The 16,352-nt window shown below is 62.9% G+C and carries 13 protein-coding genes; 12 read left to right on the plus strand and 1 reads right to left on the minus strand.

Going from position 1 to position 16,352, the window contains the following annotated elements:
• Positions 1-8: 8 nt before the first annotated feature.
• From ACZ5MJ_RS05300 to ACZ5MJ_RS05335, 8 genes are all read left to right on the plus strand, one after another.
• Positions 9-851, plus strand: a complete 843-nt coding sequence (locus ACZ5MJ_RS05300) for a phytanoyl-CoA dioxygenase family protein (protein ID WP_464222782.1) — start codon at positions 9-11, stop codon at positions 849-851.
• Positions 852-873: 22 nt separating this feature from the next.
• Positions 874-1,287 (plus strand): RidA family protein, encoded by a 414-nt coding sequence (locus ACZ5MJ_RS05305; protein WP_464222783.1) that lies wholly within the window; start codon positions 874-876, stop codon positions 1,285-1,287.
• 148 nt (positions 1,288-1,435) lie between these two features.
• Positions 1,436-2,803: a DUF1329 domain-containing protein gene (locus ACZ5MJ_RS05310; RefSeq protein WP_464222784.1), complete on the plus strand. Its 1,368-nt coding sequence runs from the start codon at positions 1,436-1,438 to the stop codon at positions 2,801-2,803.
• Positions 2,804-2,877: 74 nt separating this feature from the next.
• Positions 2,878-4,704: a DUF1302 domain-containing protein gene (locus tag ACZ5MJ_RS05315; RefSeq protein WP_464222785.1), complete on the plus strand. Its 1,827-nt coding sequence runs from the start codon at positions 2,878-2,880 to the stop codon at positions 4,702-4,704.
• A gap of 63 nt (positions 4,705-4,767) precedes the next feature.
• The gene (locus ACZ5MJ_RS05320; RefSeq protein WP_464222786.1) at positions 4,768-7,128 is read left to right on the plus strand and encodes an efflux RND transporter permease subunit; all 2,361 of its coding nucleotides are present in this window, start codon (positions 4,768-4,770) and stop codon (positions 7,126-7,128) included.
• Between the two features lie 31 nt (positions 7,129-7,159).
• Entirely contained in the window at positions 7,160-8,131 is a 972-nt protein-coding gene (locus ACZ5MJ_RS05325; RefSeq protein WP_464222787.1) for a WD40/YVTN/BNR-like repeat-containing protein, read from the plus strand.
• Positions 8,132-8,162: 31 nt separating this feature from the next.
• Positions 8,163-9,668: a flavin monoamine oxidase family protein gene (locus ACZ5MJ_RS05330; protein WP_464222788.1), complete on the plus strand. Its 1,506-nt coding sequence runs from the start codon at positions 8,163-8,165 to the stop codon at positions 9,666-9,668.
• A complete protein-coding gene (locus ACZ5MJ_RS05335) occupies positions 9,669-10,355 on the plus strand; it encodes a c-type cytochrome (RefSeq protein WP_464222789.1) in 687 nt (228 codons plus the stop codon). It abuts the gene before it with no gap.
• Between the two features lie 13 nt (positions 10,356-10,368).
• Here the strand turns inward: ACZ5MJ_RS05335 and ACZ5MJ_RS05340 are convergent, their stop codons facing one another.
• Positions 10,369-10,548, minus strand: a complete 180-nt coding sequence (locus tag ACZ5MJ_RS05340) for a hypothetical protein (protein WP_464222790.1) — start codon at positions 10,546-10,548, stop codon at positions 10,369-10,371.
• A 202-nt stretch (positions 10,549-10,750) separates the two neighbouring features.
• Between ACZ5MJ_RS05340 and ACZ5MJ_RS05345 the strand changes: the two genes are divergently transcribed.
• From ACZ5MJ_RS05345 to ACZ5MJ_RS05360, 4 genes are all read left to right on the plus strand, one after another.
• On the plus strand, positions 10,751-11,881 hold the full coding sequence (locus ACZ5MJ_RS05345; RefSeq protein WP_464222791.1) for a saccharopine dehydrogenase family protein: 1,131 nt from the start codon (positions 10,751-10,753) through the stop codon (positions 11,879-11,881).
• A 104-nt stretch (positions 11,882-11,985) separates the two neighbouring features.
• A complete protein-coding gene (locus ACZ5MJ_RS05350) occupies positions 11,986-13,539 on the plus strand; it encodes a class I adenylate-forming enzyme family protein (RefSeq protein ID WP_464222792.1) in 1,554 nt (517 codons plus the stop codon).
• A gap of 24 nt (positions 13,540-13,563) precedes the next feature.
• Complete coding sequence (locus ACZ5MJ_RS05355) at positions 13,564-14,805, plus strand: thiolase family protein (RefSeq protein ID WP_464222793.1); 1,242 nt, start codon at positions 13,564-13,566, stop codon at positions 14,803-14,805.
• Positions 14,806-14,918: 113 nt separating this feature from the next.
• Positions 14,919-16,313, plus strand: a complete 1,395-nt coding sequence (locus ACZ5MJ_RS05360) for an NAD(P)/FAD-dependent oxidoreductase (RefSeq protein ID WP_464223661.1) — start codon at positions 14,919-14,921, stop codon at positions 16,311-16,313.
• Positions 16,314-16,352 lie beyond the last annotated feature (39 nt).

The following is a 16,352-nucleotide window of genomic DNA, read 5'->3' on the forward strand; positions in this document are numbered from 1 at the left end:
GATCAACGATGAATGAATCGAAGCGCAAGGCCTTCGCCGAGGACGGCGCTGTTGTCATGGAAGGCTGTCTCAACAAGGAGCAGCTGGCCCTGTGCCAGGAAGCCTTTGACTGGGGTATTGAAAATCCCGGTCCGGGCGCGAGCGCCCTCTTCAACGGCACCGAGCAGAAATCGCACGTTGACAACGCCAACCCGTTTGCGAAGGCGCGGCTGGACGATCTGGTCGGCAAGCTGCCGTTCGGCGACCTGCTCGCCGACCTGTGGGGCTCCAGGCACGTCTGGTACTTTGCCGAGGAGCTTTTCCTCAAGGCCGGTGGCAAGGCCGCGCGCTCGAGCTGGCACCAGGACACCTCGTACCTGCCGTGGGCCGGCAAGCACTGGGCGAATGCGTGGATCAGCTTCCAGGCCGTCCCCAAGCGCAACGCGCTGGAGATTGTTCGCGGCTCGCATCGCGGCACGCGCCATGACGGCACCACATTCCAGAACCTCGACGATCCGACCGACCCGCTGCACGGCGACGCCGCCGTGCCGCACTGGCCGCGGATGCCGGATATCGAGGCTGAGCGCCGCGTCGATCCGAGTGCCTACGACATCCTCTCGTGGGCAACGCAGCCCGGCGATGTCCTGCTGCTGCATCCGGGCACGCTGCATGGCGGAGCGCCGACTGACGCCGAGTTCCCGGACCGCCACACGCTGGTGCTGCGTTTCTTCGGCGACGACGCGATCTACAGCCCGTTGCCTGAAAACAGCCGATCGGGCTACAGCACAGCGGGTGTTCTTTTCGCCGACGAGATCTCGCATTTGAACGCGGGCGATCCGTTCCGCGCTTCCTGTTTCCGTCAAATCGTCTGAGCAAACCAAGAGAGGCTTATTCATGACTATCGCCAACAAACGTCAATCGATCGTTCCGGCCCCGTTCCAGCCGTTCTACGACACCTATCACTTCTCGCCGGCCACTCGTGTGGGCGACACGATCTGGGTGTCCGGCCAGGTCGGCATCGGCGCGGATATGAAACCCGCCGAGGGAATGCGGGCGCAGGCCCAGATTGCTTTCGAGTGCCTGAAGGGCATTCTCGAAACGGCGGGAGCAAGCCTGGCCGATGTGGTTGAACTGACGACCTTCCACACCGACCTGCGCGGCGAGATGGAGGCGTTCGCAGCCGTCAAGGACGCGTACTTTCCGGACCGCTATCCATCGTGGACGGCGGTTGGCGTGACGCAGTTGGCGCTGCCGGAGTTCTGCGTCGAGGTTCGGGCAGTGGCAGTGGCCGGGTCCGGCAAGCGCTGAGTCAGCCGCCACGCGCACCCGCAACGCGCGTGGGGAAACGGGGAGTCAGGGCCAGCCTGGCCGAGTAGTGGATCAACGTGTCGAAATGAGTGTGTTCTGCCCGAGGGTGGCATGACCGGTGTGTGAAGGTGGAATCGAAAGGGGAACCATGATGAAGAAGCACAGAATCGGAGCCGTGTCTGCTGTCGCGGCGATGGTATTGCTGGCGATCGGCACGGCTGCCATGGCGGAGGACCTCACGCCGGAGGGCGGTGACCGCGCAGCGAGCAAAGACGGCGCCGTGCCGGCCTATGCAGGGAAGCAGTCGCCCGAACCGGGTTGGGAGTGGGGCAAGGTTCGGGGTGATTTCTGGAAGCACAAGACCGAGAAACCGGTCTATACGATCGACGCATCGAATGTCGACAAGTACGCCGCGCAGCTGACGCCGGGTCAGATTCAATTGATCAAGCAGAAGAAAGGCTACCGAATGGACGTGTACCCGTCGCATCGCGAATGCCAGCTGCCGGACTTCGTTGCACAGAACTCCAAGGCGAACCTCACGGCGGCGAAGCTCGATTCGACCGGCGAGCAATTGCAGACTGCGAACCTCCCGGGCGTTGCGTTTCCGCAACCGAAGAATGGTGCTGAAGCGATCCTGAACTACATCTACCGCTACCACGGTGAAGGCCTGGAATGGCCGAGGATGGTGACCGTTGTTTCCCCGAATCCGGGTGGTGGCGAATGGATCGATGCGATCGCTCCGCAGCACGCGTACTTCCCGTGGGGCAAGCCGGGCAAGACGACGCCGCAGGACGTCGATCAGATGAGCAACGCAGCGTTCTTCAAGGTCGAATCGCCGCCGGCGCTGGCCGGGCAGGCTTTCGTGCAGCGTCAGTATTTCAACAAGGCATCGGAGACGTTCTACTACTTCCCCGGGCAGCGCCGCGTAAGGCGCATGCCGGCCTATACACACGATGCACCGATCATCGGCATGGAGAACCAGTACCTGATCGATGAAGCCAACATGTTCTACGGCACCATCGACCGCTTCAACTGGAAGCTCGCCGGCAAGCGCGAAATGATCGTGCCGTACAACGCGTTCGGCATGTACAAGTACAAGAGCAAGCTGCACGACGTTGCAACGCCAGACGGCATTGCTTCCGATAACCGGCGCTACGAGGTGCATCGCGTCTGGGTTGTCGAAGCGACGGTCAAGTCCAGTGCACGCCATGTTACGTCAAAGAAGGTCTTCTACCTGGACGAGGACAGCTGGCTCGCGCTCGTCGGCGAAGACTACGACGCGCAGGGCAAGCTGTGGAAGGTGCGTGAAAGCTACCCGATCCCGGTATGGGAGCTGGGCGGCACGTGCGACAACCAGCCGTTCGTGCAGTACGACGTGATCAACGGACGTTACGTCTTCGATCAGTCGACGATCGGACAGGGCAAGGACCTGCGCTGGTATGAGCAAACTAACGATTCGCGATTCAAGTCGGATTTCTTCTCCGCAGAAACATTGAGGTCGGTTAGCGAGCGCTGAAGGTTACCGCATGGGCGGGGGCTGACGCGCGTAGGAGGCGCGCGTCGGCATCAAAACGGGATGGAGGAATGGCGATGAAAACTATAAAGAAGTTCCGGCGGACCACGATTTCGCTCGCCGTGTTAGGGGCGGCGGCGTCGAGCGCGTACGGTTTCGACTTTACGGCGGGCGCAGACGATGTCATCAAGGGCTCGCTGGTGAGCAACATCACGGCCGGCGCGGGGATTCGGACCAAGAGCCCCAGTTGCTCGCTCACCGGAGATCCGAACGCGAACGGCTGCGGGGCGTCGGCCAACACCGACCAGTGGGGGGCAGGCGACAGCGGTGACCTGAACTACCGCAAGGGACGGCCATTCAGCACGTACCTGAGTGCGACCAGCGAGCTGCTGTTGACCATGCCAAGCGAAGGCTTGAAGTTCCTGGCCCGTGGCACGGGCATGTACGACTTCATGGCCAAGAACACGGAGAGAACGGAGCTATCGAGCGACGCGAAGGCACAGGTTGTCTACGACGCGCGTATTCTCGACTTGTGGGGCGAGAAGGATTTCACGATTGCCGACCGGAACGCCCACGTGCGCGTCGGCAACCAGGTGATCAACTGGGGCGAGAGCATGTTCGCCACGGGCGGCATCAACGCCACCAACTCGCTCGATATCCAGAAGTTGCTGATTCCGGGCACGCAGCTCAAGCAAGCGGTGCTCCCGGCCCCGATGGTGAGCTTCGCCACTGAACTTTCCCACGGATTGAGCACCGAGGCCTACTACCAGTTCATCTGGAACGGCAACCGCTACCCGCCGGTGGGAACGTTCTGGTCGGTCACGAACATCCTGGGCCGCGGCGCAGGCCCGTTCACGGTCAACCCGAACAACTTCAACGCGAACGGCCCGAGCGCGGCCACGATCGCCGGCATGAACGGGCTGAACAGCCATGACCCGAACACGATCGCCGCAATCAACAATGGCCTCGTCAACGGGGAGTTTGCCGAGTCTTTCGGCCTTCCTGTCTCGACGAAGCTGCCGCCGAAGTACAAGCCGCAGTTCGGCGTGAAGTTCAACTATGTGCCGCGTTCCATCGACGCGAACTTCGCGTTCTATTACGAAAACTATGTCGACAAGTCTCCGGTGTTGACGTCGTTCTCGAACAACACGCTGCAGTGGTCGAATCCCACGAGCCGTCAGCTCTTCGGCGTCAGCGCGAACTTTCCCGTCGGCCCCTGGGCGGTCGGTACCGAGCTGTCGTATCGCCCGCGTGATGCGGTGGCGCTGTCGAGCTGCTTCGGTGCGGGTGGTCCGCCCGACCTGAACACGAATGCCGCGGGCGTCGATTGCCAACAGTGGATCGACAGGAAGAAGTTCCAGTTCGGCATCAACGGCCTGCTGGCCCTGACGCGCAGCGAGTATCCGTTTCTCAAGCTGATTGGTGCGGATTCGGCAACGTTGACGACAGAGCTGACATGGATCTATTACCCCGGCCTGAGTTCGCGCGGCGTCACGCGGACGATCAACGGACAAGCGGTCATGCAGGTGCCACAGGCCGGATATCTGACCTGGCTCAACCCAAACTCCGGCACCGGCTATCCGATCGGGATGGCGCAGGGTACGTCGAGTTCCGCGGGCGCGACGATCGATTTCAACTGGACGTATGACGGCACGCTGATTCCCGGCTGGCAGGTGACGCCTGGCGTGACATTCAACGCCGGCCTCTATGGCTATACGCCGACGTTCTCGGCCAACTATATGCAGGGCGCGAAATCGGCGAACGTCTACGTGCTGTTCAACCAGAATCCGACGCACTGGCAGGCAGGCATCAATTTCACGGCGTTCTGGGGCGGGCACAACACGGTGGGGCAGCCTTACTCGGATCGGAATTTCATCGGCGCGTTTGTCACCCGGAACTTCTGACGGGTGAGCCTGTGGGAGGCGGCGCACGTCGTGCGTCGCTGGAATACTTGAAGGGGTAATGCTGTGTTGAATCGTCTAGTCAGCGGTCTGGAAAATGCCTTCTTCGGTCACCGTGTGATCGTGCTGGCCGTGATCGGCTTGTTTACCGCTGTCATGGCGGTGTTCGCCGTGCAGTTGCGCATGGACGCGGGCTTCGAGAAGCAGATGCCGATCGGACATGAGTACATCCAGACGTTCCAGAAATACCGCTCCGATCTGCTCGGTGCAAACCGGATCACCGTCGTCGTGCGGGCCAGGAGCGGCGCCATCTGGACGCCGCAAGGGCTGACGCGCCTGTACAAGGTGACCCAGGCGGTCACGTACCTGCCGAATGTCGACCGCATCGGTGTTCGTTCGCTCTGGACACCAAACTCATTCGTCAACGAAATTACCGATGAGGGCTTTCGTGCCGAGCCGATCATCTCCGGCTCGATCACGCCCGATCAACTGACACCGGAGATCGTCGCGCAGATCCGCCGCGCGACCACACTCGGTGGCTATGTCGGCACGCTCGTCTCGCACAACGAAGACAGCGCCATGATCACGGCCGAACTGAACGAGCGTGACAGCGCCGGCAAGGTGCTCGACTACGTGGCGTTCAACCATCTGCTCGAAGACAAGCTTCGCAAGCCGTTCGAAGATGCGGGGTACGAAATCCAGATCATCGGCTTTGCCAAGCAGATTGGTGACATCGCTGACGGCGCAACTGCCGTTCTGGGCTTCTGCGCGATCGCGTTGCTGCTGACCGCGCTCGCCGTGTACTGGTACTGCCATTCGGTGCGCTTCACGGTGCTGCTGATCGTCTGCTCGCTGACGTCGCTCGCATGGCAGTTCGGCACGTTGAGGCTGCTGGGCTTTGGCCTGGACCCGCTTGCGGTGCTGGTGCCATTCCTGGTGTTCGCGATCGGGGTATCGCACGGCGTGCAGCAGGTCAACTTCATCGTGCGTGAGATTGCACGCGGGAACAGCTCGTACGATGCGGCACGCCACAGCTTCAGCGGCCTGCTGATCCCGGGTGTTCTGGCCCTCGTGACCGCCTTCGTGTCGTTCATCACGCTGCTGCTGATTCCGATCCCGATGGTGCGGGAGCTGGCGATCACCGCCTCGCTGGGTGTGGCCTACAAGATCGTGACGAACCTGATCCTGCTGCCGGTTGCCGCATCGTGCTTCAACTTCACCAAGGGATACGCCGACAGCGCACTCAAGCGTGGCGCCCGGCGATCGGCCTTCCTGCGTCCGCTGTCGCGGGTGGCCGAGCCGAAGTTTGCAGGCATCACGCTCGCGATCACGGTGATGGTGTTTGCGCTATCCGCCTGGCAGAGCCGTGACCGCGTGATCGGAACGCTGCAACCTGGCGCGCCGGAGTTGCGTGAGGACGCACGTTTCAACCAGGATGCGACGTCCATCGCGGGCCACTACGACATGGGCCTCGACTGGCTCTCGGTAGCCATCGAGTCGAGCGGCAAGGCGTGCGACAACCCGGCCGTCGGCTTGTATGAGAACGAGTTCACCGCAGCCATGCGGACGGAGCCGGGGGTGGTGTCGGCACAGTCGTACTCGGCGATGCTGCGCACCTACAACCAGGGCTACAACGAAGACTATCCCAAGATGAACGTCGTGCCGATCGACCCCGAGAACTATGGCGCGGTGTCGGTCGATGTCGGACGCCTGAAGGGCTTCATGACGCCTGATTGCAGCATGACCGCCGTCCACCTGTACCTGACCGACCACAAGGCGACGACGATCAACCGGATCCTCGACGACGTGAAGCAATACCGCGCGTCGCACCCGTTCCCTGGCATCAACATCCGCCTTGCGGCGGGCAATGCAGGCGTGCTGGCTGCCACCAATGACGAGGTGGAGAAGAGCGAGCTGCCGATGATGCTCTATGTGTATGCGGCCATCGTGATTCTCGTGTTCCTGGCCTACCGCGACTGGCGCGCGATGCTGGCCTGCTGTGTGCCGCTGGCGGTGGCCACGTTTATCGGCTACTGGTTCATGAAGGAACTCAAGATTGGCCTGACGGTGGCTACGCTGCCTGTGATGGTGCTCGCGGTCGGTATCGGCGTGGATTATGCGCTGTACATCTACAACCGGCTGCAAAGGCACCTGGCCGAAGGCGATCCGATCCTCAAGGCCATGGAGCGTGCGCTCGAGTTCGAGTGCGTGGCCACGATCTTTACCGCCATCACGCTGGCGGTCGGCGTGGCGACGTGGAGCTTCTCGGCGCTCAAGTTCCAGGCCGACATGGGCAAGCTGCTCGCGTTCATGTTCCTCGTCAACCTGGTGATGGCCATGACGGCACTGCCGGCGCTGGCCTCGGTACTGGAGCGCTGGTTCCCGCGTAGCAAGCCGGCGCGCGCGCCGGGCCTGCTCAGCCATTGATGCGCGAGAGCATCACTACAGAGACTCAGCCATGATCAAGACTCTCGTTGCAAGTATCGCGCTGTGCGCGGCCACGGCGGCGTTTGCGCAAGCCCCGTCCGAAGGCACGGTTGCCACCTGGGCCGCCAGGCCGGCGCATGGGTGGGCCGCCTCGACCCACATGATGCTGCTGGATGCCACGCGCGCCGGCAAGCGCATCGTCGCCGTGGGTGAGCACGGCATCATTCTGCTGTCGGACGACGATGGCAGGACCTATCGGCAGGCGCGCACCGTGCCGGTTGCCGCCACGTTGTCCGCCGTCACCTTTGTCGATGACAAGCATGGCTGGGTGGTGGGACAGTGGGGCGTGATCCTCGCGACCAGCGACGGCGGCGAAACCTGGGCAAAACAGAGGATGGACACGGCGGTCGACCAGCCGTTGTTCTCGGTGCTGTTCACGAACGAGCGCGATGGCATCGCCGTCGGCCTGTGGTCGCTGATGCTGCAGACCCATGACGGCGGCAAGACGTGGACCAGGGTGTCGTTGCCCAAGCCGCCCAGCGGCGGCAAGGCCGACCGCAACCTGTACCACGTGTTTAGCGACGGCCACGGAGCCCTTTACGTTTCCGCGGAGCAGGGAACGGTGCTCAAGTCGACGGACGGTGGCGCGGGTTGGAGCTACCTAGCGACAGGCGGCAAAGGCTCGCTGTGGTCGGGTGTGTCGATGCCCGATGGCCGGATCGTTGTCGGCGGGCTGCTTGGGAGCTTGTTCCAGAGCAGCGACGGCGGGTCGAACTGGCAACCGCTGAAGGCGGAGACGAAAAGCTCGATCACCCATCTCGTTGCCACGGGCAAGGGGCTCGTTGCCGTTGGGCTCGACGGGTTGGTGCTGAAACAGCGTGAAGACGGCGCACCGCTCGAGATCGCTCAGCGTGAGGACCGGGCGGCGCTGACCGCTGCCGTGTTCAATGCGGGGGGGAAGCCGATCCTGTTTTCGAACGATGGGGTGCTGGCCGAGCGCTGAGCAGGTCCGGTAATCAGAGGAGCAAAAAGACATGACAAAAGAGAAAGGGATGCCAAAGACGGCCCGGGACTACGAACCGGCCGCGCCGGTCAGGCGTCGGCTACTTGGCTTTGCAGCGGCTGCAGGTGCGGCATCGCTGGCTGCGGGAACAGTGTCGCGGGCGGTTGCCGCTACGGCATCGGCACAGGCTGACGTGCTGGAAGTCGCGATCATCGGTGCGGGGCTCGCGGGGCTGACGGCTGCCCGGGACCTGAAGCGCGCGGGGTGTGATTCGTTCGTCGTGCTGGAGGCCCGTGATCGCGTGGGAGGACGGACGTACAACCACGATCTCGGGCGCGGGGTCGTTTCGGAAGCCGGTGGTCAGTGGATCGGCCCCGGCCAGACAGCGATTGCCGATCTGGCGCGCGAGCTTGAAGTCGACACCTTCCCGACCTACTACGCCGGCAAGACCGTGATCCTGGCGGGCGATGCCATGGTGGCGCAGGACTTTCAGGGCGGTGGCGGTGGCGATGAGAAGATCGCCGCCAGGCTGAACGAACTGGCGCGTGGCGTGCCCGCCGCCGCGCCCTGGAAGGCAAGGAACGCAGCGGAACTCGACAAGCTGTCGTACGGCGAGTGGCTGGCGCAGCAAGGTGTGCAGTACAAGGACGGATACTTTCTCGCCATCGCTGCCAAGCTGTCGCTTGGTGGGGCACCGGCGCAGCTTGGGTTGCTGCAGTACCTTCAGGCGATCAACAGTGCTGAAAACAGTGTCGACAGGCTAGAGTCCATCAAGGGTGGCGCACAGGAAACGCGCTTCATCGGAGGCTCGCAGATTCTCAGCATCAGGATGGCGAAAGAGCTTGGCGACAAGGTCAAGCTGTCTTGCCCGGTACGAAAGATGGTCGGCTGGAATCGCGACATCGTCGAGCTGCATACGGATCAGAAGGTCGTGCGCGCGCGCCGCGTGATCGTTGCGCTCAATCCCGCCCTGTGCAACCAGATCGCCTTTGATCCACCGCTTCCCGAAGGGCGCTCGCAACTGCAGCAGCGCTGGCCCGCGAACGCGCCGATGCGCAAGACTGTGCACGTCTATGACAGACCGTTCTGGCGGGATGACGGCAACAGCGGACAGATCTTCCAGGTGGGCGGCCCAGTGTTCATGGCCTATGACAACTCGCCGCCCGACGGCTCGATCGGCGTGCTGAGTGCCTTCGTGGCACCGGGCTCCTTGCCGTCGGAGCCGAAAGCCGCCGAGCGAGCGCTCTCGGCCGTCTATGCGCAGGCGTTTGGGGACAAGGCGCGGCATCCGACGCAGTTCCATGACTTCGACTGGGGCAGGGTCGATCCGTGGACGTTGCAATGCATCCATCCGATTCCGCCAGGCTTCTGGACGAAATGGGGGCCGTTCCTGCATCCCGCCGTGGGCCGGTTGATCTGGTCGGGCACCGAGACCGCCGATATCTGGCCCGGCGCGATGGACGGTGCCGTGCGCTCCGGCCACCGGGCGGCCCTGCAAGCGCTGGGCGGTATGGCGAAGCGCGGTCAGGAGGCGTGAATGAAACGAGCAATGATCCTGGGCATCACCGTGGCGGTTACGGTGGCCGCTGCGATAGGTGCGGGCGCCCTATACGGGCGCGATCTCCTGGACGGCATGCGCTTCGAGAAAGCCATGTACCAGATTGGCGAAGCGGACAAGGCCGATGCCGGCCCCTGGCCTCAGCCGCATGAGACGTGTTTCGTCTGTCATGGCCCGCGCGGCCAGTCGATCAATGCATGGTATCCGGCGTTGACCGGCCAGCCGAAGGCGTACATCGCGGCCCAGTTGCATGCGTTTGCCGACGACCAGCGTTCCAACCCATACATGGGGCCGCTCGCCAAAGACCTCACCGACGCGCAGATCGATGCATTGGCTGACTACTTCGCCAGACAGGCGCCGGCACGCAACGAAGACGTCGCGGCCGATGCGGCGCTCGAAAAGCGAGGGCTGGAACTGGTTCAATCCCGGAACTGCCAGGCCTGCCACGGCGCGCAACTGACAGGCAAGGACGATGTGCCGCGTCTGGCGGGACAAGGAGAGGACTATCTTGCGAAGCAGCTTGCCGCCTTCAAGTCCGGCGCGCGCAAGGACCCGACGGGTGCCATGAACGGCCTGGCTGCAACTTTGACGAGCGAAGACATTCCTGCAGTGGCGCGCTATCTGGCTGGAATGCCGCCGAGCCAAGACAACGCTGGTACTCACTAGACCCGCATACCCGTCAAGCTGATGGCACGGCATCGTCAACGATGCTGCTGACCGGGTGCGCCGGTTCCGCCTCCAAGATCCCTGGATTTCCGGTCTCCTCTAGGGTCTTTTGATGCCGTGTCCGCACGGCATTTTTTTCTTGGAAGGACAGGGTATTCCCTGTCTTTTTTTTTCTACCATTGATTGTCATCATGACCTAACTTTGTATATGTGTTCTACAAAGTAGCGCGCGAAATCCTGGATCCCGGTTTTCATCTTTGAAGGGAACCGGCAAGAGGTAGGAAGCTCACGTTCACGGCGCCGCCGTCTTCGGGCAACCCAGGCTGGGGGCGCTTCCGGCATCGACAGGCATTGGATCGACCAATGCTCGACAACCCCACAATCAGGAGACAACCATGGCAAAGAACCCAGTCGTCGTTTATGGCGCAAGCGGCTACACCGGCATGCTGATCATGGACTGGCTGATCGACCAGGACATCCCTTTCACCGCCGTGGCGCGCAACGCTGCGCGGACGAAGGAAATGATGGCGCAGCGCGTTGTGCGCCTCGAGTCGGCGAACTGCGAAATCATTGAGGCGGAGCACAACGTGGATGCGCTTGTCGAGGCGTTCCGCGGCGCGAAGGTGGTGTGCAACACCGTCGGCCCGTTCAGCAGCTTCGGGCTCGTCGGCGTCGAGGCCGCGCTGAAGGCGGGGTGCCACCATCTCGACACGACGGGCGAGCAGTCCTACATCCGCAATGTGCGGGATCAGTTTGGCGAACTGTATCGGCAGGCCGGTTTGCTGGTGTCCTCGTCGAATGCGTACATGTACACGTTTGCCGAGATCGCCGCCGAACTGGCATTGGAGACTCCTGGCGTCGATGCGCTGGAGACAGCCACGCTTACACGCGGCCCGCGCAATGCGGCGGGGGTGAGCGTCGGCTCGACGGCCACGATCTTCGACGGTGCGCGCCATGAATCCAGCTACCTGTGGGAGAAGAAACTCACCACGCATGCACCGGATGCGTCGTTCACCGTTGCCACGCCCGAGTTCATGCAGCCGGTGTTCTGCCTGCCGTGGGGCGGCACGTCGCTGCCCATCTACTTCGAGCGTGATTCGCGCGTGCGCAGCTGCATCTCGTGCGTCGGTTTCTACGACAACAACGTGATGCAACTGGTGCATCAGTTCGGGCAGAAATGGGAAGCCGAATACAAGCACCTGCCGCGCGAGCATCAGGACGCGATCCTGAAGCAGGTGGTCGATTCGACCACGCCGGTGATGCCGCCGCGCGAGCGCACGACGATCCAGCGCAGCGTCGACTTCGCGATCGGGCGTGGCCAGCTTGCGTCGGTGCGCGCAACCGTGCACGGCATCACGCCATATATCTCGACCGGCGCCATTCACGCTGCCGGCGTCATGAAGCTCCTGGATGGCGAGACCGCCAAGGTCGGTTTTGCCTCGGGCTCGAAGGCGTTTGGCCACCGTTATCTGCTCGGCTTCCTGGAGCAGCGCGGGCTGGCGCGTGCGACGGTGACGCAGCTGTGACGGGGATGCGGGTCTGACAGGCCCGCAGGGCACAACCAGAAGGCTCAGACAAGAGCTCGCCCCAGACCTTCGTCGGTCTGATATGGATCCAAAGGAATAAGTAGATGGCAATCATTGATTTCTTCGATCGTGGGTGGCGCATCAACCCCCACGGCATCGCCTATATCCAGGACGAACGCAGCTTCACGTTCCAGGAGATCGGCGAGCTTTCCTGCCGCATTGCCAATGGGCTGCTCGCGGCCGGGTTCGAGAAGGAAGCGAAAGCGGCAGTGTGGGCGGATAACGACGTGATCGGGTGGGGTTGTGCACTCGGCATGTGGCGTGCCGGGATGGTGTACATCCCCGTCAACGGGCGTAATGCACCGGCGGAGAACCAGTACGTTCTCGACGCCTTTGACTGCGAAGCGCTGTTCTTCACCCAGGCGTTTGCGCCGATCATTGAAGCGCTGCGCTTCAGCTTGCCGAAGGTCAGGCTCTGGGTGTGCATTGACGCCGAGCTGCCATGGGCGCCGTCCCTCGCAGCGTGGAGCGCGAGCCAACCGTCGACCATGCCGAGTGTCGATTACGACATGGACGACATCGTGACGCTCTCGGCAACGGGGGGCACGACCGGCGCGCCCAAGGGCGTGATGAACACGCACCGTGCGTTTCAGACCTACTTCGCGCATTTCATGATTGCGTTCCCCTACGGAACGCAGCGCCCGGTGAATCTGGCCGCAGCGCCAATGACGCATACCGCGGGCATGCTGTCGCTGCCGTGTACGGCGCGCGGCGGTACGGTGGTCGTGCTGCCCAAGCCCGATCCCGCGCTGCTTCTGGGCGCGATCGCAAAGCATCGGGTGACGGAGTTCTTCCTGCCGCCGACGGTCATTTACCGCCTGCTCGATATTCCGGGCATCGAGCGGCAGGATTTCACGTCGCTCAAGTACTTCCTGTACGGTGCCGCGCCGATGTCAGTGGAGAAGCTCAAACGCGCGATCGAAGTGTTCGGCCCGGTGATGGCCGGCGGCTACGGGCAGACCGAAGCTGCAGCATCGATCTCCAACATGGCGCCGGCCGAGCACTTTGCCGACGGCAAGATCGCGTCCGATGAGCGGCTGTCCTCGGTTGGTCGTCCGAACCCGCTGATCCGCGTCGAGATCCTGAACGATCAGGGCGAGGCGCTGCCGCAAGGTGCGACTGGTGAGATCTGCGTGCGCGGCGATCTCATCATGAAGGGCTACTACAAGGCGCCGGACAAGACCGCCGAAACGATCGTGGACGGCTGGCTGCATACCGGCGACATCGGCCATCTCGACGCAGAAGGCTACCTGCATATCACCGACCGCAAGAAGGACATGATCATCAGCGGCGGGTTCAACGTGTATCCGAGCGAAGTCGAGCAGGTCATCTGGGCGCATCCGGCGGTGCAGGACTGTGCGGTGATCGGCGTGCCCGACGACACATGGGGCGAGGCGGTGAAGGCGGTGGTGGAACTCAATGCGGGCCAGACCGTGAGCGCTGAGGAAATCGTCGCGCTGTGCAAGGAAAGGCTCGGCTCGGTCAAGGCGCCGAAGAGTGTCGACTTTGTCGCCGCGCTGCCGCGCAGCATGGTCGGCAAGGTGCTGAAGAAGGATCTGCGCGAGCAGTACTGGCGCGGCCTGCAACGCAAGATCTGAGCTGATTCACTTCAAACGAAACCTATGACCAAGATCTATATCGCCGGTATCGCCATGACGGTGTTCGGCCGACACCTCGAGCGCAGCATCGAAGACCTTGCGAGCGAAGCGCTGCGTGGCGCGTTGCAGGACGCTGGCTGCCGCGCCGGGGACATCGGCGCGGCGTTCTACTCCGGCATTACCAACGGGCAGTTGCAGGGGCAATTGTCGATTCCGGGCCAGGTCGTGTTCAGCAAGATCGGGCTTGAAGGTATTCCGGTATTCAACGTCGAGAACGCCTGCGCCTCAGGCAGCGCCGCTGTCCACCTGGCGGTGCAACAGCTCAAGGCAGGCACTTGCGACGTTGCGCTGGCGCTTGGCGCGGAGAAGATGAACGTCGAAGACAAGGCCAGGTCGTTCGCGCTGTTCGAGGCCGGTTGGGACGTCTCCCGTGTCGAAGACAACTTCGCAACGCTGACGAAGCTGGGTGAGGGTGTGACGCCTCCGCCCGGGTCGGAATCCGACCGGCCCTACAGCCGTTTCATGAAAATCTACGCTGCGATGTGCCGGTACCACATGAAGACGTATGGCACCACGCAGCGCCAGATCGCCGCGGTGTCGGCCAAGAACCATCTGCATTCGGTACACAACCCGCATTCGCAGTTCCGCAAGCCGTTCACCATCGAAGAAGTCCTTGCGGCGCCGCCGATCACGTATCCGATCACGCTGCCGATGTGCGCGCCAATCTCCGATGGCGCGGCGGCGGCCATCCTCTGTACTGAAGAAGGTCTGGAGCGACTCGGCATCGACCGCAGCCGCTGCATCCCGGTCGCCGCCAGTGTGATCCGCAGCTTTACCCACCGCGGCGTTCACGCGCCAGAGCAGGGCATCGGCCACCTCGCGGCGCAGCAGGCATACGAGCAGGCAGGACTAGGCCCCGAAGACATGCACGTTGCGGAAGTGCATGACGCGTCGGCGATGGGGGAAATCATCCAGGCCGAGAACCTGGGGCTCGTTCCGTTCGGCCAGGGCGGGCCCGCTGCCGAACGCGGCGAGTTCACGCTCGGCGGGCGCATCCCGATCAACACGTCGGGCGGCCTTGAATCCAAGGGCCATCCGCTCGGCGCCACGGGCATCGGGCAACTCTACGAGCTGGTCACGCAACTGCGCGGGGAAGCCGGCGAGCGGCAGGTGCAGGGCGCGCACAACGCGATTCAGGAGAACGGAGGCGGCCTGCAGGGCGTTGAAGAGGCAGCGCTCGCCATCCACATTTTGAGCAAGCATTGAATGAGGCAAACATGATTGAACGAGCGAATGCGAACTCGGGCGGTGAGCCGGGGTACGCCGGGGGTGCTGGGCATATTCAGACCACCGGCGCGACTGCAACAGCAAGAGCTGCAATGTCGGCGGGGGCCAATACGGCTTCGCCCGTAGCGCGCGCGAGGAAGGAAGAGCAGATCCGCGCCGCGTTGGAGGCATATCGTCCGTTTGGTGGATGGCTCGAAAAGCCTGATGATCTGCAGCCACGGCTGGAAGGTGACATCAGCGCAGATGTCATCATCGTCGGCGCAGGTTTCGCAGGCTTGTCTACAGCGTTGGAACTGGCCGCGGCGGGGGCACAGGTGGTCGTCCTTGAGCGCGAGTTTGCCGGCTTTGGTGCGAGCGGGCGCAACGCAGGCTATCTCGCCGGTGGCCAGGGGCTCGAGTACGAGTTGTTCCTCAAGCGTGTGGGTCACGAGCAGGCGAAAAAGATCGTCGGCTTCTACGATGAGGGCGTCAACTACGTCGAAGGCAAGCTCGACGAGTACGGGATCGATTGCGATTACAGCGCATCGGGGATCATCCGCGCGGGGGTTCATCCCTCTCAGGAAGAGAAGGTGCGCAAGAGCATGCAGATGGCTGCCGAGCTGGGTCACAAATCCCGGTTTCTCGATGGGCGGGAGATGCGAGCGCGCGGCATTCCGCCGGCGTTTCTGTTTGGCGCCTACTCGGCCAACGGTGGCACGCTGGATCCTGGCAAGTACGTATTGGGCTTGCGGCGTGCGGCGATCCGTGCCGGTGTAAAGCTCTACGAGAACACGCCGTTGCTGTCGTACTCCGACGGCCCGATCGTCAAGGTGCAAACCGAACGGGGCAGCGCGAGTGCCCCGGTCCTGGTGCTTGCCACCAACGCGTATACGCCGCAGCTTGGCCTGCTCGGCGACAGGGTGATGCCGTTCCGGGTCTCGGCAATCGAAACCGAACCCCTCTCGGCGGCGCAGTTGGCTGCGCTGGGCTGGCCGCGACGTGAAGGGATTGTGACTGTGCACTGGACCATGGAGAGCCATCGTCTGACGGCCCGCAACACGCTGGTGCTGACGACCAAGCGGATCCATTACGTCTATGGCTCGCAGACGCCCCATGTGCCTGACAACGACGCGTATCGTGAGCTGGTTGTCGCGCTGCACGACCGTTTCCCCGCGTTGAAGGCTCTTGCCATTCAGGCATGCTGGAGCGGCTACGTCAGCATGGCCGGTGACGCCCTTCCCGTCGTTGGTGAAACGGGGGCGCGGCAGAACATCTTCTATACCGCCGGGTGTTCCGGGCATGGCGTTGGCAGCCAGTCGCTGATGGGGCATCTGCTTGCCGAACGGATTCGTGGCACCGAGCATCCGCTGCTGTCGGCGTTGCGCCACAAGACGCCTTCGACACTGCCTGAACCCCTGCGATGGTGTGCCGTCAACGGGCTGATTGGCGTGACAAACACACTGGATGAGCAGTTGAACCGCAAGGTGCGCCGTTCGGCTATTGCGTAGGCCTGAAAATTGGCAGCGGATCGAGCCTGACGGCCGGAT

The organism is Cupriavidus sp. LA-1 (assembly GCF_055385985.1).